Consider the following 16,941-nt stretch of genomic DNA (forward strand, 5'->3'; position numbering starts at 1 on the left):
ATGAGGAAAAAAGTTCACTTTTTTCAATCGGTAAACTTTAAGATCGCCTTATCGTTTATCCTTTTGTTATTGATTGCGATCCAAATCATTGGCGGCTATTTTATCCGAGAATTAGAGTCGACCACAATCAATGACTATAAACAAAATGTTGATTCCCAAACAACACAGCTCGCTAGCACGATCAGCAGCAAATTAGGTGAAAAAAATCAAGACCGAACAGAAATCGATGCGAATTTGAAGAAAACGCTCAATGATTTTGCTGGTTCTGAAACAATTGAAGCGCGAGTTGTTGACGATAAAGGAATCGTTCGTGCGACAAGTGACCTGAATCGTCAAGGCATCGTCGGCAAGAAAAATGATTACCGTGATTTGAATGATTTTAGTGCAAAGAAATATTCAGCAATGGATCAGGATAAACGCGTATACATCAACGTTGTGCCTATTCAATCCCCGACTGGCGATACAGTCATCGGGGTTCTTTATGTTAAAAGTAATATAGAAGGGAAATATCAGGAGATCACGGATACCGCAAGAATCTTCTTTACGGCCTCTTTGATTGCGGGGGCTATTTCGATCATCGTCACTCTATTGATTGCTCGTTCGATTACACAGCCGATCGGTGAAATGAGAGAACAGGCTCTGCGGATCGCTAAAGGAGACTATACGGGGAAAGTCCAAGTCTATGGGAAAGATGAGCTTGGACAGTTGGCGGAAACCTTCAATCAATTATCCGAAAGAATCGAAGAAGCGCAAGAAACGATGGAAGCAGAACGAAATCGTCTAGATAGTGTGCTTGCTCATATGACAGATGGTGTCATTGCGACTGATCGACGAGGAAAAGTAATCACGATCAATGAAATGGCGCTGTCTCTATTAAATGTAAAAGATGAAGATGTGATCGGTTCATCATTGCTAGAATTATTAGATATTGAAACAGACTATACGTTACGTAAATTATTAGAAGAACCAGAAGAAATCTTGATCGATCGTTCGACTTCACCTGAAGACCAAATGATCATTCGTGTCGATTTTGCGATGATCCGCCGTGAATCAGGGTTTATTACGGGCTTGGTTTGTGTGCTTCATGACGTGACAGAGCAGGAGAAAAATGAGCGGGAGCGTCGTGAATTTGTATCCAACGTTTCTCATGAACTTAGAACGCCGTTGACAAGTATGCGCAGTTATATCGAAGCGTTAAGTGAAGGTGCTTGGGAGAATCCGGAAATCGCACCAAACTTCTTAAATGTGACTTTGGAAGAAACCGATCGAATGATTCGAATGATCAATGACCTCTTGAATCTTTCACGGATGGACTCGGGCAATAATGAATTACAGCTGGAATACGTCAATTTCAATGAGTTGATCAATTTTGTTTTAGATCGCTTTGATATGATGGTGGAATCTAATGAAAAAAAATATACGATCCATCGTGAATTTACAAAACGTGATCTATGGGTAGAGCTAGACACGGATAAAATCATCCAAGTGCTGGATAATATTCTAAACAACGCGATTAAATACTCTCCAGATGGCGGAGCGATCACCTGCCGCTTGCTTGAAACACACAACAATGTTGTATTTAGTGTAACGGATCAGGGCTTGGGCATTCCTAAAAAGGATATCAATAAAGTCTTTGATCGTTTCTATCGTGTTGATAAAGCTCGTGCTAGAGCACAGGGTGGAACGGGGCTCGGTTTGGCTATTTCGAGAGAAGTGGTCAAGGCCCATAATGGTGCAATTTGGGTAGAAAGTCAGGAAGGTCAAGGCTCAACCTTTTATATATCCTTGCCTTATGAACCTTATGAGGAGGATTGGTGGGAATGAAAACAACAGAAAGAATCATTCGAATCGGCTTGATCTTTTTAGTGCTGCTTAGTCTATATTTTTCATTTAGTATTTGGCTCAGCTCTGCAAAAAAAGAACAGCCCATCAAAAATGATCAGCAACTTGCAACTGCAGTAGTCAATGAACGTCTTGATACAGATGTCTTTTTACCATTGCGCCTGATCCGAATGCAAAATGGTGTGTCTGAAATGAATAATAGTGAGAACCTGATCACCAATATTCAAAATGAAATCAGACAAGCAACCTTTGGTAAGCTGACTCAGGTCGTTAAAGATGATGCGAGTCAGTTTGAGAATTATCTGACGATGGATCAAGGGTTTGAACTCTTGTATGAAGGGCCGTTTTTGCTAAGTGAATATATGTCTGTCTATGATTTGAGTATCGATTTAGAAGATATCGCAGATAGTGATGATATTCATTTCACCTGTATACAGGTCAATTTAAAGCAAAATAAACTGCGCTTTCTAAATTTTAGCTCAAATGATATTTATGAAACACCGATTTCTATGGATAATGAAAAAGTCTTGAATTTGATGAACAAGGTTGGCGTTCAATATAATCCGATCTCTGAACAACAGTCTCTTTCACAAAAGCACTATTATTTGTCTGATGATTTGAAGATGAAAAAATATAGTTATATTTTAGCTTCACAGCCTGTAACTAAATTCAGAAATGCTTTTTTCACAAACACGGAAGATATCCAAACGAACGAAGACAGTCAGGATTTATCCTATGCTAGCCGTAATGAGCGTTTGATTGCAGATGAAAAGCTTGGAACGATTCATTTTAGTGGAGATATCGAGAATAGAACAGCTCAAGATAACATATTTTCTGACAGTTTTTCCTACATCAAAAAATTGGGAACGAGTATGGGGAATTTACGTTATTTTGACCGTACAAAATCCGAAATCAATTACCGAACGTTTGTCGAAGGCTTCCCAGTGTTTAGTGAAAATGATAAAGGACAGGTGCATATCACTATTGGCAACGATAAGGCTGAAAAAAGTAGTGTGGTGATCGAGACAAGTGTTGATACTATTCAAGTTCCTATTCCTTCAGAAGAAGAAGTTCAATTGCAAAGTACAGAAAGCTTGCTTGAGCAGCTAACGTTGAATGGCGCTGATCCAGAAAAAATCGACTCGATGGTGATCGGCTATACTTGGCATAAGATCGAAGAAGTCACTCAAGTCGTTGACTTAACTCCTGAGTGGTATATCCGTTATGATGGTCAGTGGTCCTCTGTGCCTGAGCTATTGGAACACTTAGCGAATGCGGAGGTGGAATAATGGACTTTAAACGAATCGAGTGGATTTTTTTCCTAGCCTTTTTAGGATTGAATATGTTTCTTTTTGGCATTTATCAAGAAGGAATAAAAGAAGAAAACAATGTATCCTTTTCTGATCAAACGGATAGTATCGAGAAACGATTAGCTAAAGATGATATCACCTACAAAGAAAAACTGACAGGTGAGAAAAAAGAAGGCTATTATCTAAGTGGTGAACAAACCAACTTTTATGATGCGATTCAAAATGAACGGGAAACGAGAGATCGAAATTTTTTTAAAAACGGAGTAGAGTTGATCGATAATTCAATCACTGTATATCCTCAAATGAATTATACGCAAACCAGTTATTTCATTGATGAGAAAAATATCGAGAAGTCTTTAGAGACGTTTTTAAAAGATCAAGATAGTGTTTTATTTGGTACGGAGTACCATTATATGCCTGATTTTTCCAATTTGGAAGGAGATTTTCCAGAGTTGGTTGCGTCTCAAGTCTATAAAAATATTCCCTTTAAAGATGATACCGCCCAAATTTCATTGAAATTAGAAAATACAGGCGAGTCTGACGGCATTCACAAAATCAATAAATATACACAGACGCATATCCAAGGAATAGAAGAATTACGGGATAAAATGGATTTGTTTTCTGATCGGGATGCGATCGAAACGTTGTATATCAACAATAAGATTCCAAGCAGTTCAAAAATCACGTTCATGGAATTAGCATATACAAGAATTTATAAAATTCGTGAAAAAAACGTTTATGTGCCTGTTTGGTTCGTTGGAATCAAAGCGAAGGGAAGTAACTTGCAAATTGAACAAGTCAATGCCATGAGTAATACGATCATTACAAATAATACGGTTCCAAAGGTGGAAAATCAGTAGTGATGGTTGTATAATAAGTAGCTGTAGACTAAAGAAGGGAAGCGAAGAGAAAAGATGAGTCAAGAAACAGCTTTTAACATCAGCATTCTTGCCAGCGGCAGTACAGGTAATTCCCTTTTTATCGAAACAGAAAACAAAAAGCTACTTGTGGATGCTGGATTAAGCGGAAAGAAAATCACATCATTATTAGCGGAAGTTGACCGTAAACCAGAAGATTTGGATGCAATTTTGGTCACACATGAGCATCGTGATCATATTCATGGTGTCGGTGTTCTTGCTAGAAAGTATAAATTAGATGTTTACGCGAATGAGAAGACCTGGGCGGCGATGGATCCTATGATCGGCAATGTTGCAACGGAGCAAAAACATATCTTTGATATGGGAAAAGTGTTGACCTTTGGCGATATGGACATTGAAAGCTTTGGTGTTTCTCATGATGCAGCAGCGCCTCAGTTTTATCGGTTCTATAAAGATAATCGTTCATTTGTGATGCTGACGGATACGGGCTATTGTAGCGATCATGTTCGCGGGACGATCAAAGATGCAGATGCCTATTTGATCGAAAGCAATCATGAGCTGGAAATCTTACGAATGGGTCCGTATCCTTGGAGCCTAAAACAACGGATTTTAGGAGATAAAGGACATTTATCTAATGATGACGGCGCTTTGACAATGGCTGAGGTGATCGGTGATCGGACCAAACGTATCTATCTAGGGCATTTGAGCAAAGAAAATAATACAAAAGAGCATGCTAGAATGGCGATGGAATCGATTTTAGCAGAAAAAGGCTTAGGCGTTAATTTTGATTTTAATGTTTATGACACAGATCCTGAAACGGCTTCTGAGTTATTTCCCCTTTGATTTACATTGAGGGAGGCTGAGAAAAAACTGATTTTTAGTTTTTTCTCAGTCTCTTTTTATATTTAGTTTTTAGAGATGGATCAAATTTTTTTCTGACTTGTTTTTTTAGATAATGTGCAGTATAGTTAACTATATTTTGGACGAATGAAAAATGAGATGTTTTGGTTCGGGTTATTTTTGTCGCAGTAGGAGGAATTGTATGTTTGAATTTTTGCCGCATTCTGTTTTACAAATGGGGACGATTTTTTTATCGATCGTGATAGAAGCATTGCCGTTTGTTATGTTAGGATGTGTGATTTCTGGTGCATTGCATGTGTTTTTGACACCAGAGCGAGTGAAAAAATTGTTGCCGAAAAATAAAATATTATCGATTTTGGTCGGTAGTTTTTTAGGGTTCTTTTTTCCTTCATGTGAATGCGGCATTGTGCCGATCGTCCATCAGTTTGTAAAAAAAGAAGTACCGACATATACCGCATTTGCCTTTATGATAACAGCTCCGATCATCAACCCGATCGTATTGTTTTCAACCTATATTGCCTTTGGAAATTCGATGAAGTTTGTTCTTTGGCGTGTTTTAGGGAGTATGCTGGTTGCTTTAGTTATCGGGTTTTGGTTAGCTTATGTGAATAAAGAATCTATTTTAAAACAGGAAATTAGTTCATTTTCATGTGAACACGGTGAAGAGGAAGAGACTGAGAATATAAAATTTTTGAATAAATGCTGGTCAGTCTTGACGCATGGGATCGATGAATTTTTTGATACAGGCCGCTATTTGATTTTTGGTTCTCTTTTAGCTGCTGCGATGCAAACCTATTTGCCAACGGGTGCTATTTTACAATTAGGGCATACAAAAATCTTAGCTATTTTAGTCATGCTTGTATTAGCTGCAACACTTTCTCTGTGCTCTGAAGCAGATGCCTTTATCGGCTCATCTTTGTTGAGTTTATTCGGCAATGGACCAATCGTCGGTTTCTTAGTCTTTGGACCAATGGTCGATATCAAAAATTTATTAATGATGAAGCGCTACTTCAAAACATCGTTTATGATGAAATTTGTGGGCATTGTGACAGTAGTTGTTACTATTTACGCTTTAGCAATTCCTGGGTAAATGCGGCGGTTTTTGACTGAGCGTAGAAGAGATTTATTCAGGGTAGTAAAATCTGTTTCAATGGATTTGTTCTGCTTTTGCTGAGAATCACAACGAAAGGATTTGAGTTGATGATGAACAGTACAAGACTTTCGTAAGAAAGTGTTGTTCATTTATGTTATCCAGCTATACAAACCAATCCTTAGGAAAATAGATAAACTGCCAGTGTGACAAAGAGCGTCACAATGTCAATTTCCTGATTTTCTACAGGATTAAGCGGTTTGCTCTGCTTTTACTTTATCCAGCTACATGAGCCAGTCTCTCGAGAAAAAGATAAAACCTGAATGAGACCAAAAGCGCCTCAGTCATGTTTTTCTATTTTGTAGTCGAGCCTAAGCGGGCTCATTCCGCTTTTGCTGAGAAACACAGTGAATGAAATGAACTGATGTTGAACAGTACAAGACTTTCGTAAGAAAGTGTTGTTCATTTATGTTATCCAGCTGCATGAGCCAGTCTCTCGAGAAAAAGATAAAACCTGAATGAGACCAAAAGCGTCTCAGTCATGTTTTCCTATTTTCTAGTCGAGCCTAAGCGGGCTCATTCCGCTTTTACTTTATCCAGCTGCATGAGCCAGTCTCTCGAGAAAAAGATAAAACCTGAATGAGACCAAAAGCGTCTCAGTCATGTTTTCCTATTTTCTAGTCGAGCCTAAGCGGGCTCATTCCGCTTTTACTTTATCCAGCTGCATGAGCCAGTCTCTCGAGAAAAAGATAAAACCTGAATGAGGCCAAAAGCACCTCAGTCATGTTTTCCTATTTTCTAGTTGAGCCTAAACGGGCTCATTCCGCTTTTATTTTAAGGAGGAATATACATGATTCGTTTTTTAATACTCGTCGGTTATAGTACCTTGATGATGTATTTGCAAGTTTCAGGTAGATTAAATCAATATATAAATGTTCATTATCGTTATTTGGCTGTTTTATCTATGGTCCTTTCATTCGTGTTGGCAATTGTTCAGTTGATTTTATGGAATAAAGAAGATGGACAAAAAGCTGAACATGATCATAGTCATAGTCACGAAGAGCATGATCACGGACTTGATAAACCTTATCAACGTGCGCTAGCTTATGTACTTTTAGTTTTACCTTTAGTTGTCGGTTTTTTGTTTCCCACCGTTAGCTTGGATACATCGATCGTTGAGGCAAAGGGCTTCAATTTTCCTTTGAGTAAGGAATCAGTTGGAGATCCCGATGTAGAAACGCAGTATTTAAAACCTGATACGAGCATCTATTTTGATAAAACTGATTATGAAGCTCAAATGAAACAAGCATTATCGAAGTATATCAAAGATGATCAAGTCAATGTTTCAGAAGAAAATTATTTAGAAATAATGGAACTGATCTATACTTACCCTAGCGAATTTGTTGGAAAAACGATCACCTATGAAGGCTTTATATTCAATTCTGCACAAAAAGAGCAGGAAGATATTTTTGTTTTTCGATTTGGGATCATTCACTGCGTTGCAGATTCAGGTGTGTTTGGTTTATTGACCCATATGCCGAGCGATCAAGCTTTTAAAAATAATGAGTGGGTAAAATTGACTGGAACCATTCATTCAGAATACTATGCACCTTTTAAACGAGAAATTCCTGTGGTTGAAGTAGGAAAAGTAAAAGAAATTCAGGAACCAAAAAATCAATACGTCTATCGGTCCTTTTAAAAAATCTGATGAGTGCTTATCGTTTATAAAAAATGTCCGAAACAAAACCTTTTTTTGGTTTAGTTTCGGACATTTTTAGTTATTGATTACTTTTCCCAAATAAGCTGATACTCTAATTCATCATTCGCATCTATTTGTTTATCGATAATTTGGAAATCATGCTTAAGATAAAAGGTCAATGCTTTTTGATTTTTTTGATAAACTGAAAGGCTCAATTGATTATTCACTGATTTTACTTCGTTCAGTAAAGACTCTCCAATTTTTTGATTTTGGTATGCACTTAAAACGAAAATACCAGCAATATATGTGTTACTCAATCCCAAGAATCCGACGATCGTATCATTTTCGATCGCAAGATAAAGATCGGCCAGAGGTAATTGCTCTTTCACAGATTCTAAATGCTCAAGCCAATAGTTTTTCGGAATAAAAAAATGCGCCTCAATATTGACAGTTAACCAAATTTCTAAGATTTCTTCTAGTTCTTTTGAGGTCAGCTTTTCAACTTTTTTGATCATCTCTTTGTTATCCTTTCTAATTATAAATAGCTGAAAGAATTAGTTAAACACTCATCGATCCACCTCTCAAATCATTTAATTATTTTTCCTCTTTTTTACGAATCAAGCTTAGTATTTCTCGTTTTTCTCTAAAATTACGTATATTGTGGTTCAGGACCTCCGACAAGACAAGACCTAAAGCAATCGCTCCAGCAATCATAATTGCTTGTACGGCAGCATCGATCGCTATTTGATAATTACCGATCACTAAGTTACGAACAGCTTGGTAGGCTAGACCTCCGGGAACTAGAGGCACCATGCCTGGAATATTAAAGATCGTTACTGGTAATTTCAGTGTACGTGAACAGATAAAGCTGACAGCGGCCACACTTAAAGCGCCTAATAAAGAACCCAAAGCGGCATTAGCACCCAGTTGTATCGCTACCCAGTACACCATCCAACCAGCTGCACCTGATAGACCGCAAGCGATCAAAGAACGTCTGGGAACATTGGTGATGATCGCATAAGCACTAGAAGCTAAAAAACTAAAAGAAAATTGAATAAGTATAGTAATCATAAAAAGACTCCTTAAAAGTAAGAATGAATCAACTGTTTTCAGTGTTGAAAGAAATAGGACATATTTCTTTTTATAGATTCATTAAAAGTAGTAGAACCATCAATAAAATAATTGGAAAACAAAAGCAATCGCAAATCCGATCATTGAAGCTGTCATCATTGCTTCTGTTCCTCTGGAAACGCCGGAAAGATAGTGTCCAGCCAATAAATCCCGTAAAGCATTGGTCATTTGAACGCCAGGTACAAGCGGCATAACACAGCCGATAATGATCATATCCTGATCCGTTCCCAGACCAATTTGGCTGCTCAAAAGAGCTGCACAACCAATGAAAAAGGCAGCAAGAAATTCAGAGAGAAATTTGATTCTCAAAACCTTCAAGCTTGAGTAATAAAGGACATACCCAAGACCGCCAATAAGACAAGTCAGAAATAAGTCTGACCAAACCCCACCAAATAAAATCATAATTGTTCCGCTGACTACCGCAGCACTAATGAAGCGCAGCCATAAAGGAAAAAATTTCCGTTCCTGTTCCAATTCCTTTAATTTTGTTAAAAGTTCATCCAGTGTATAGTCGCCCATCACATATTCACGTGATAATTGATTGATATTAGAGACTTTTTCTAAGTTTATTGAACGATTTAAAATCTGTACCATCCGAATGGTGGAAGTCCCATCCAGTCCTACGAACAGCCCGGTTTGTGTTACGTAGCTAACAAGGCGATAGTCTCCTGATGCTAAAGCGATCCGACTCATCGTATCTTCCACACGATACATTTCAGCATCACTTTCCAACATGATTTTTCCTGCTAAAAGACAGGTCTCTAAAACTTTTTCTATATCAACAGTTGCCATTAGCAAACCTCACTTTTTAGTCGTTTCTCTTTCTCTAGATTAAGTATAGTTGATTCCACTCTGAAAAAATAGCCAGAACACTAAAAAGTTGACGATAATTAACTGAAGCAAGGTTTATTAGAGAGAAATTTGACCTATTTTTAATAGGATGATTAATAATAAATATCGTTTTTTAGCTTCTTGTCGTATAATAGAACAACAATGTGGCTTAGTTATCATTGAGACAGAAAAAATGAAATGGTTGGAGTGGAAAGTATGATATTATTTGGTTCGTTAGTGAATGGTATAGCGATTATTGCAGGCAGTTTGATGGGCTCTATTTTACGTAATATTTCTGAACAGATGAAGGACACTGTTACGAAGGGGATCGGACTGGGTGTTTTAGTCTTAGGAATTCAAATGGCATTTAAGACATCTTCTTTCATCGTCATTTTGATTAGTTTGTGTCTTGGAGCGATGATCGGAGAGGCAGCAGGGATCGAAGACAAGATGAATGATTTTGGCTTGAAATTAGAAAGAAAGTATGCAAAGCCTGGTAGCAATTTCGCTGAAGGCTTTGTGACAGCTACATTGATTTTTTTGATTGGTTCGATGGGGATCATTGGAGCTATTGAAAGCGGTGTGGCAAACAATCATCAAACGCTTTTGACAAAAGCTGTCATGGATGGGTTCATGTCGATCATGTTGACAGCAACATTTGGTGTCGGGGTCCTGTTTTCAGCAGTTCCTGTCTTTCTTTATCAAGGAGCGATCGCACTTCTAGCAAGCGTATTGATGAGATATATACCTAGCGAACTACTTGACTTATTGATGGATGAGATCAGTGCGATTGGCGGATTGATGATTTTAGCGATCAGCTTGAATATTATGGGATTAACAAAAATTAGAGTATCGAATTATTTGCCTGGGATCATTATTTTGATCGGCATCGTGACAGTTCAATTTTTTATGTAAAGATAAAAAAGGTGTAAATGATGACTAAATGATGTCATCATTTACATGTTATAGTCAACTCATATCTGAGAAGGAGTGGACAAATATGAGCATTCACTTGAATGAAAAAATGATCGCAGGAAAAATGATTCGAACCAACAATCAGCAGATAGAAGATATCATTGCCTTATGGAATATAGTTCCTGCAATGAATTTATCTGGGGAACTATATGCAGTTTATACAAATTATGAATCAAATTTTAAAGGAGATTATGATTTGTTAGTAGGTAGTGAGCAGGCAGAATGTAGTCAAAAGGTCGTGATCAATTCTGGTGAGTATGTTGCAATTAAGGTCAACGGACAGTCACCTGAAGCGGTCGGTCAGGCTTGGCAGCAGATTTGGCAAGATGAAGGACTGGAAAAAAGACGAACCTATCAAACAGATGTTGAACATTACCAGAAAGATGGAACAATAATGATTTATCTTTCTGTTTGATTCTTCTTTTTCATTGATTTAAAAAGGATTGAGATGCGCGAGTATAGCGATGTCTCAGTCTTTTTTTGTATAATTCCGTCCTGGTTTTGCATAAATATTTATTTTTATTAATTAATTTAATAAAAAACCATTGACTTGCGCGAGTATAGAACGTATACTTATGAAAAGAAAATGTAAGAAGTAAAAATGAAAAGAAAAGAAGTGATCAGTTTGAAGGTTTCTATTATAGGAGTTACTGGGTACAGTGGGTTGGAACTCCTTCGTTATCTGAAGCATCATCCCTTTGTGGAAGTTGTTTCTATCCATAGTCATTCTATGAATAAAAAATCATTAGAACAACATTATCCGCATGTAAAACAACTTACAGCACTACCTTTAGAAGCAATTGATCCCAGCAAGATAATGGCTGTAAGTGAATTAGTCTTATTAGCGACTCCTTCAGGTATTTCAAAGGAGTTAGCTCTTCCTTTTATTGAAGCTGATTTTCCAGTGATCGATTTGTCAGGTGATTTTCGATTAAAAACAGAAGGCGCATATGAAACTTGGTATGGAAAAAAAGCAGCTCCGTTAGAGGCTATTCATAAATTTGATTATGGACTTTCTGAATATAGACAGGAACCTAAGTCAAAATGGATCGCAAATCCAGGTTGTTATGCAACCGCGGCTGAATTATCTCTTGCTCCTTTGTTAAAGAATCACTTGATCGTGCTAGATTCAATTGTAGTTGATGCAAAATCAGGCATTTCAGGTGCAGGCAAAGGCTTGTCTCAAGCGACTCATTTTCCTGAAAGCCACGATAATATGTCATTGTACAAAATGAACAGTCACCAGCATATTCCGGAAATTATGCAACAATTAAACGCGTGGTCACCTGAATTAGAGGCAATTCAATTTTCGACCTCACTGATACCAGTTACAAGAGGTATCTTTTTGACCGCATATGCTAAAGTAGTTCAACCGATTTCTGACGAGAAACTAGTTGAGTTGTACCAAGAGGAATATAAACAAGCACCGTTTATCCGAATTCAAGAGGTTGGAAGCTTTCCAGTGCTCAAGCAAGTGATCGGGTCTAATTACTGTGATATCGGTTTGGCTTATAATCCTAAAACGAAGATGATCACGATCGTTACGGTCATCGATAATCTGGGTAAAGGAGCTGCTGGACAGGCAGTTCAAAATTTGAATATTTTCGCTGGGTTCGATGAACAATGCGGCTTGGATCTTTTACCTATCTATCCATAAAAGAAATACGAAGTACATAAAAAAGGAGCGACCACAATGAAGAAGGTTATTGTTATTAAGATGGGCGGAGTAGCAAGTGACAACTTGACGAAATCTTTTTTTAGTCAAGTAGAACAATGGCAAAAAGATGGGAATAAAATTGTGATTGTTCATGGCGGCGGCCATTATATTTCAGAGATGATGCAGCGGTTAGGCGTTCCAGTCAACATTCAAAACGGCTTAAGGGTCACGACAGAGGAAACACTAAAAATCACTCAAATGGTTTTGATCGGGCAAGTTCAGCCAATGATCACGACGCATTTTCAACAAGAGGGATTTTCTGTCGTAGGATTGAATGCTTCCTGCGGGCAAATTATTACGGGAAGCTATTTGAATCAAAAAACTTTAGGAGCAGTTGGTGAGGTTGAACAGGTCGATACAGAGTTGCTGGAGCATTTACTTGAACGAAACCATATTCCGATCATTGCACCACTTGGACTAACTAAAACAGGGGATTGGCTCAATATCAATGCGGACCAAGTAGCTTGTAAGGTTGCAGAAGAGCTACAGGCTGAAAAACTTTATTTACTGACGGATGTTCCAGGTGTCAAAAAGGAAAATCAATGGCTAGAGGAACTTACTATCAAAGAAATCAATGATTTAAAGAAAACAAACGTCATTAAAGGTGGTATGTTACCTAAGATCGAAAGTGCAGTAACTGCGATCCGCGGTGGCGTAAAAGAAGTTCACATTACGAATCAGCTGTACGTTTCAGGTACGAAGATTCAAGAGACGGAGGTCTATGCATGAGCTATTTATTTCCAAACTATCAAAGAAAAAAGATTCAATGGGTCAAAGGAATAAATAATACCCTGATCGATCAAGATGGAAAAAGTTATCTGGATTTTACTAGTGGAATCGGTGTAATGAATTTAGGATATGGTGATTCGAGCTTAAATGAAGTATTGAGTGATCAGGCAGAAAATTTATGGCACACACCTAACTTGTACGAAAGTAAATTCCAAGAAGAAACAGCTGAAAAGCTTGCTAATGGAAGGGACTATGTCGCTTATTTTTGCAATAGTGGTGCTGAAGCGAATGAAGCGGCGATAAAACTTGCAAGGAAAGCGACGGGACGCAGTAAAATCATCAGCTTTGTCAATTCATTTCATGGAAGAACCTATGGCGCAATGAGTGCAACAGGACAAGAAAGCATTCATCAGGGGTTCCAGCCTTTAGTACCTGATTTCGATTACTTGCCGTTCAATGATTTGGATTCTTTAAAACAAAAGATCGATAAACAAACGGCGGCGGTCATTCTTGAGTTGATCCAAGGAGAAGGCGGCGTGATTCCAGCTAAACAGGAGTGGGTCAAACAGATAGAACAGCTTTGTCGAACGACTGGGACTCTATTGATCATAGATGAGATCCAAACGGGGATCGGTCGAACAGGAAGTCTGTATGCCTATGAGCAATATGAGATCGAACCAGATATTTTCACGTTGGCAAAAGGATTAGGAAATGGTATTCCTGTAGGAGCAATGCTTGGGAAAAAATCATTCGCACAAGCTTTTGGTCCAGGAAGTCATGGATCTACGTTTGGCGGCAATAATTTAGCCATGCGTGTCGCAAGTGAAGTGATTGAGCGAATCAACCAGCCTGATTTTTTATTAGAGGTACAAAGAAAAGGGAATCTCTTGATGAAGGGGTTGAATCAGCTGGCGCTTAAAACAACGCTGATCAAAGATGTTCGCGGAAAAGGGCTGATGGCGGGGATCGAGCTAACTGATGCAGATGTACTTGCCAGTATAATGGAGCAGTTAAAAGAAGAAGGTTTGATCACATTAAAAGCAGGGCAAGCAGTTCTTAGATTGTTGCCCCCGCTAACGATTTCTGACGAAGAGTTAAATAGAGGAGTAGAACTATTAGAAAAAGTGTTATGTAAGGAGCAGAAAAATGATTAATTCAATATATGGAAAGAGTATTTTAGATTTAACCGAGCTGACAAAATCAGAATTTTTATCGATCATTGAACTAGCAATTGCCGTTAAAAAGAAACCAGAAGATTACAAAGGTGCGTTATCAGGAAAAATTTTGGCGATGATCTTTGAGAAAAACAGTACACGGACAAGAGTCTCATTCGAGGCTGGAATCATCCAGCTAGGAGGACAAGCAATCGTTCTTGATTCAAAAAATACTCAAATGGGACGAGGAGAGCCAGTCAAGGACACAGCAAAAGTCATGTCTGGTTATGTTGATGCGATCATGATTCGGACTTATTCGGATCAAATGGTCGCAGAGTTAGCGGAAGAAGCAACGATTCCTATTATCAATGGTCTAACGGACAACCATCATCCGTGTCAGATTTTAGCAGACTTTCAGACGATCTATGAGCTGAAAGGAAAACTTGAAGGAATTAAATTGGCCTATGTTGGTGACGGGAACAATATGGCCCATTCATTTTTGATTGGTGGAAGCCTTGTCGGAATGGATGTTTCTATAGCTGCACCAAAAGGCTATGAACCTAAATCAGAGTTTATCGATATTGCTTTAGAAAACGCAAAAGAAAGCGGTAGTAAAATCGATATCACGAATGATCCTGCATCAGCAGTGAAAGATGCTGATATTTTGATTACGGATGTATGGGCAAGCATGGGTGATGAAGGGGAGCAAGCGGAAAGAGCAGAAGCTTTTAAATCATTCCAAATCAATAATCGTCTAGCAGTCTTGGCTAAAAAGGATTATAATTTCTTGCATTGTCTACCTGCACATAGGGGAGAAGAAGTGACCACTGATATTATCGACGGAGCTCATTCTGCGATTTATCAGGAAGCTGAAAATCGTCTACATGCACAAAAAGCATTGATGTTGAAAGTGATGAAGGAATAAATAAGAATCCGACAAAAGTTGTTTCTGATTTCATCATTTATAAAGTTTTAGAGTGTGAAGCAAAACTGTTTTTTAGTTTTGTACGGCACTCTTTTTTTTGCAAAATTGTCGAAGTAGCTGATTTTCTGTTGGTACATATCAATTTATCTATGAGATTCTTCAAAAATAAAGGGAGGATTCGTTGGTTTTTGGTACTGCTAATATAGATAATCTAAGGTAGCAGATCGAAATGAATGACATTTTTTGACTGGCTTACTGGATAATCATCAGAGTTTTTCCATCAAATTAAAGGAAATCTTTAATTTATCAGTGAAAATATCAAGTTTTGTTTGTAGTTTTGCTTACTTTTTAGTAGAATGAAGCTGTATGAATAGAAGAAAAGTGAGGTGTAGATAAATGGGTTTTACAGATGAAACTGTACGTTTTGATTTTGATGACAGTCGCAAGAAAGAAGTAAGTGAGACTCTGGCAACTGTGTACAAGGCTTTAGAAGAGAAAGGATATAATCCAATCAATCAGATTGTGGGCTATTTGCTTTCAGGAGACCCGGCCTACATTCCTCGTTATCAGGACGCTCGAAATTTGATTCGTCGTCACGAACGGGATGAAATCATGGAAGAGCTGGTTAAATTTTACTTATCTAATCATGGTATCACACTTCGATGAGAGTAATGGGACTGGATGTCGGTTCTAGAACCGTCGGTGTTGCTGTCAGTGATTTATTAGGCTGGACAGCCCAAGGTGTAGAAATCATTCGAATCAACGAAGAACAGGGAGAATTTGGCTTTGACCGATTAGCAGAGTTAGTGAAAGAATACGAAGTTACCCGTTTTGTCGTTGGCCTGCCAAAAAACATGAATAATTCGATTGGGCCAAGAGCAGAAGCATCAATGGCTTATGGAAAAAAAATCGAAGAGCTGTTTGAACTCCCAGTTAGCTATCAGGATGAACGCCTGACTACTGTTCAGGCAGAACGGATGTTGATCGAACAGGCGAATACATCAAGAGCTAAGAGAAAGAAAGTTATCGATAAAGTAGCTGCAGTCATGATTCTACAAAATTATTTAGACAGCGCTGGCAATAAAATTTAAATGGCTTATAGTTTCACGAATATAAGCAAAAAGGAGAGCAAAGCAAATGGCAGAAGAGCATAACCATAATCACGATCATGATCACGAGGGACATGAACATATCACTTTAGTTGATGAACAAGGGAATGAAACCTTATATGAAATCTTGCTAACAGTTGATGGGCAAGAAGAATTCGGTAAAAATTACGTACTTCTTTATCCAGCAGGAGTTCCTGAAGAGGAAGATGTAGAATTACAAGCTTATGCCTACATCGAAAATAGCGAAGGAACAGAAGGCGAATTACAACAAATCGAAACAGATGCTGAGTGGGATATGATCGAAGAGGTCTTCAATACATTCATGGCTGAAGAAGAAGAATAGAATTTAAGAAATAGCTGAATCCTCATATATGAGGATTCAGTTTTTTTATGAATACCAGTATCAAAGTGTTTAATGATGTTCAGTAATTGCCTATGCTATATTTCTTCTTACAAATTACCAAATGACAAGAGAGGCAATACTATGAAATATGATCATCATATTTTTATCTTATTATAAAAAATGAAGATAAATATAGTATAAATAAAAGATGATTTAAAACAATATGTTGAAAACGCTTGCTTTTTTATGCTAAAATGAAAACAGGAATGTAACCTTTTGGGCATAACCTAAACTACTCATATCTATGGGCTAGTTTAGGTTTTTTTGTTTAAAAAGCAAGAAAGGAG

Annotated in this window: 18 protein-coding genes; 15 read left to right on the top strand and 3 right to left on the bottom strand. The window is 37.8% G+C overall.

Going from position 1 to position 16,941, the window contains the following annotated elements:
• From walK to H3T55_RS10550, 6 genes are all read left to right on the top strand, one after another.
• On the top strand, positions 1-1,824 hold the full coding sequence (gene walK / locus H3T55_RS10525; RefSeq protein ID WP_087641427.1) for a cell wall metabolism sensor histidine kinase WalK: 1,824 nt from the start codon (positions 1-3) through the stop codon (positions 1,822-1,824).
• The gene (locus H3T55_RS10530; RefSeq protein ID WP_225534430.1) at positions 1,821-3,131 is read left to right on the top strand and encodes a YycH family regulatory protein; all 1,311 of its coding nucleotides are present in this window, start codon (positions 1,821-1,823) and stop codon (positions 3,129-3,131) included. The genes walK and H3T55_RS10530 overlap by 4 nt, the downstream gene beginning before the upstream one ends.
• On the top strand, positions 3,131-4,012 hold the full coding sequence (locus H3T55_RS10535) for a two-component system regulatory protein YycI (RefSeq protein WP_087641429.1): 882 nt from the start codon (positions 3,131-3,133) through the stop codon (positions 4,010-4,012). The genes H3T55_RS10530 and H3T55_RS10535 overlap by 1 nt, the downstream gene beginning before the upstream one ends.
• Before the next feature lie 54 nt (positions 4,013-4,066).
• Positions 4,067-4,873 carry an MBL fold metallo-hydrolase gene (locus H3T55_RS10540; RefSeq protein ID WP_225534431.1) on the top strand — a complete coding sequence of 269 codons (807 nt, stop codon included), beginning with the start codon at positions 4,067-4,069 and terminating at the stop codon, positions 4,871-4,873.
• A 199-nt stretch (positions 4,874-5,072) separates the two neighbouring features.
• Complete coding sequence (locus H3T55_RS10545) at positions 5,073-5,981, top strand: permease (protein WP_087641431.1); 909 nt, start codon at positions 5,073-5,075, stop codon at positions 5,979-5,981.
• An 850-nt stretch (positions 5,982-6,831) separates the two neighbouring features.
• A complete protein-coding gene (locus tag H3T55_RS10550) occupies positions 6,832-7,680 on the top strand; it encodes a TIGR03943 family putative permease subunit (protein ID WP_225534432.1) in 849 nt (282 codons plus the stop codon).
• An 86-nt stretch (positions 7,681-7,766) separates the two neighbouring features.
• Here H3T55_RS10550 and H3T55_RS10555 read toward each other — a convergent pair whose 3' ends face one another.
• The 3 genes from H3T55_RS10555 to H3T55_RS10565 all read right to left on the bottom strand — a co-directional run bounded on the left by H3T55_RS10555 (position 7,767) and on the right by H3T55_RS10565 (position 9,603).
• The gene (locus H3T55_RS10555) at positions 7,767-8,195 is read right to left on the bottom strand and encodes a GNAT family N-acetyltransferase (protein WP_225534433.1); all 429 of its coding nucleotides are present in this window, start codon (positions 8,193-8,195) and stop codon (positions 7,767-7,769) included.
• Between the two features lie 79 nt (positions 8,196-8,274).
• Positions 8,275-8,751, bottom strand: a complete 477-nt coding sequence (locus tag H3T55_RS10560; RefSeq protein ID WP_087641434.1) for a threonine/serine exporter family protein — start codon at positions 8,749-8,751, stop codon at positions 8,275-8,277.
• Positions 8,752-8,850: 99 nt separating this feature from the next.
• The gene (locus H3T55_RS10565; RefSeq protein ID WP_225534434.1) at positions 8,851-9,603 is read right to left on the bottom strand and encodes a threonine/serine exporter family protein; all 753 of its coding nucleotides are present in this window, start codon (positions 9,601-9,603) and stop codon (positions 8,851-8,853) included.
• 255 nt (positions 9,604-9,858) lie between these two features.
• On the opposite strand from H3T55_RS10565, the gene H3T55_RS10570 reads away from it, so the two are divergent.
• The 9 genes from H3T55_RS10570 (at position 9,859) to H3T55_RS10610 (ending at position 16,594) form a co-directional block, all read left to right on the top strand.
• Positions 9,859-10,557, top strand: a complete 699-nt coding sequence (locus H3T55_RS10570) for a DUF554 domain-containing protein (RefSeq protein ID WP_225534435.1) — start codon at positions 9,859-9,861, stop codon at positions 10,555-10,557.
• A gap of 85 nt (positions 10,558-10,642) precedes the next feature.
• Positions 10,643-11,032, top strand: coding sequence for a GyrI-like domain-containing protein (locus H3T55_RS10575; protein WP_225534436.1), 390 nt, complete (start codon positions 10,643-10,645; stop codon positions 11,030-11,032).
• 210 nt (positions 11,033-11,242) lie between these two features.
• Positions 11,243-12,274, top strand: a complete 1,032-nt coding sequence (gene argC, locus H3T55_RS10580; RefSeq protein WP_225534511.1) for an N-acetyl-gamma-glutamyl-phosphate reductase — start codon at positions 11,243-11,245, stop codon at positions 12,272-12,274.
• A 36-nt stretch (positions 12,275-12,310) separates the two neighbouring features.
• Complete coding sequence (gene argB / locus H3T55_RS10585; protein ID WP_225534437.1) at positions 12,311-13,063, top strand: acetylglutamate kinase; 753 nt, start codon at positions 12,311-12,313, stop codon at positions 13,061-13,063.
• Positions 13,060-14,217 (top strand): acetylornithine transaminase, encoded by a 1,158-nt coding sequence (locus tag H3T55_RS10590; RefSeq protein ID WP_225534438.1) that lies wholly within the window; start codon positions 13,060-13,062, stop codon positions 14,215-14,217. The genes argB and H3T55_RS10590 overlap by 4 nt, the downstream gene beginning before the upstream one ends.
• Positions 14,210-15,142 carry an ornithine carbamoyltransferase gene (argF, locus tag H3T55_RS10595; RefSeq protein ID WP_225534439.1) on the top strand — a complete coding sequence of 311 codons (933 nt, stop codon included), beginning with the start codon at positions 14,210-14,212 and terminating at the stop codon, positions 15,140-15,142. Before H3T55_RS10590 ends, argF begins: the two co-directional genes overlap by 8 nt.
• Positions 15,143-15,538: 396 nt before the next feature.
• Positions 15,539-15,808 carry an IreB family regulatory phosphoprotein gene (locus H3T55_RS10600; protein WP_069662009.1) on the top strand — a complete coding sequence of 90 codons (270 nt, stop codon included), beginning with the start codon at positions 15,539-15,541 and terminating at the stop codon, positions 15,806-15,808.
• Positions 15,805-16,233: a Holliday junction resolvase RuvX gene (ruvX, locus tag H3T55_RS10605; protein ID WP_087641441.1), complete on the top strand. Its 429-nt coding sequence runs from the start codon at positions 15,805-15,807 to the stop codon at positions 16,231-16,233. Before H3T55_RS10600 ends, ruvX begins: the two co-directional genes overlap by 4 nt.
• Before the next feature lie 46 nt (positions 16,234-16,279).
• Positions 16,280-16,594: a DUF1292 domain-containing protein gene (locus H3T55_RS10610; RefSeq protein ID WP_087641442.1), complete on the top strand. Its 315-nt coding sequence runs from the start codon at positions 16,280-16,282 to the stop codon at positions 16,592-16,594.
• Positions 16,595-16,941 lie beyond the last annotated feature (347 nt).

This window comes from Enterococcus sp. S22(2020) (genome assembly GCF_020295385.1).
Taxonomy (GTDB): Bacteria; Bacillota; Bacilli; order Lactobacillales; family Enterococcaceae; genus Enterococcus_L; species Enterococcus_L dunnyi.

Coding starts and splice junctions, on each gene's coding strand:
- H3T55_RS10575 (WP_225534436.1), top strand. CDS start 10,643: ATGAGCATTCACTTGAATGAAAAAATGATCGCAGGAAAAATGATTCGA.
- H3T55_RS10555 (WP_225534433.1), bottom strand. CDS start 8,195: ATGATCAAAAAAGTTGAAAAGCTGACCTCAAAAGAACTAGAAGAAATC.
- H3T55_RS10560 (WP_087641434.1), bottom strand. CDS start 8,751: ATGATTACTATACTTATTCAATTTTCTTTTAGTTTTTTAGCTTCTAGT.
- ruvX (WP_087641441.1), top strand. CDS start 15,805: ATGAGAGTAATGGGACTGGATGTCGGTTCTAGAACCGTCGGTGTTGCT.
- walK (WP_087641427.1), top strand. CDS start 1: ATGAGGAAAAAAGTTCACTTTTTTCAATCGGTAAACTTTAAGATCGCC.
- H3T55_RS10550 (WP_225534432.1), top strand. CDS start 6,832: ATGATTCGTTTTTTAATACTCGTCGGTTATAGTACCTTGATGATGTAT.
- argB (WP_225534437.1), top strand. CDS start 12,311: ATGAAGAAGGTTATTGTTATTAAGATGGGCGGAGTAGCAAGTGACAAC.
- H3T55_RS10590 (WP_225534438.1), top strand. CDS start 13,060: ATGAGCTATTTATTTCCAAACTATCAAAGAAAAAAGATTCAATGGGTC.
- H3T55_RS10610 (WP_087641442.1), top strand. CDS start 16,280: ATGGCAGAAGAGCATAACCATAATCACGATCATGATCACGAGGGACAT.
- H3T55_RS10535 (WP_087641429.1), top strand. CDS start 3,131: ATGGACTTTAAACGAATCGAGTGGATTTTTTTCCTAGCCTTTTTAGGA.
- H3T55_RS10565 (WP_225534434.1), bottom strand. CDS start 9,603: ATGGCAACTGTTGATATAGAAAAAGTTTTAGAGACCTGTCTTTTAGCA.
- H3T55_RS10530 (WP_225534430.1), top strand. CDS start 1,821: ATGAAAACAACAGAAAGAATCATTCGAATCGGCTTGATCTTTTTAGTG.
- H3T55_RS10545 (WP_087641431.1), top strand. CDS start 5,073: ATGTTTGAATTTTTGCCGCATTCTGTTTTACAAATGGGGACGATTTTT.
- H3T55_RS10600 (WP_069662009.1), top strand. CDS start 15,539: ATGGGTTTTACAGATGAAACTGTACGTTTTGATTTTGATGACAGTCGC.
- H3T55_RS10540 (WP_225534431.1), top strand. CDS start 4,067: ATGAGTCAAGAAACAGCTTTTAACATCAGCATTCTTGCCAGCGGCAGT.
- argF (WP_225534439.1), top strand. CDS start 14,210: ATGATTAATTCAATATATGGAAAGAGTATTTTAGATTTAACCGAGCTG.
- H3T55_RS10570 (WP_225534435.1), top strand. CDS start 9,859: ATGATATTATTTGGTTCGTTAGTGAATGGTATAGCGATTATTGCAGGC.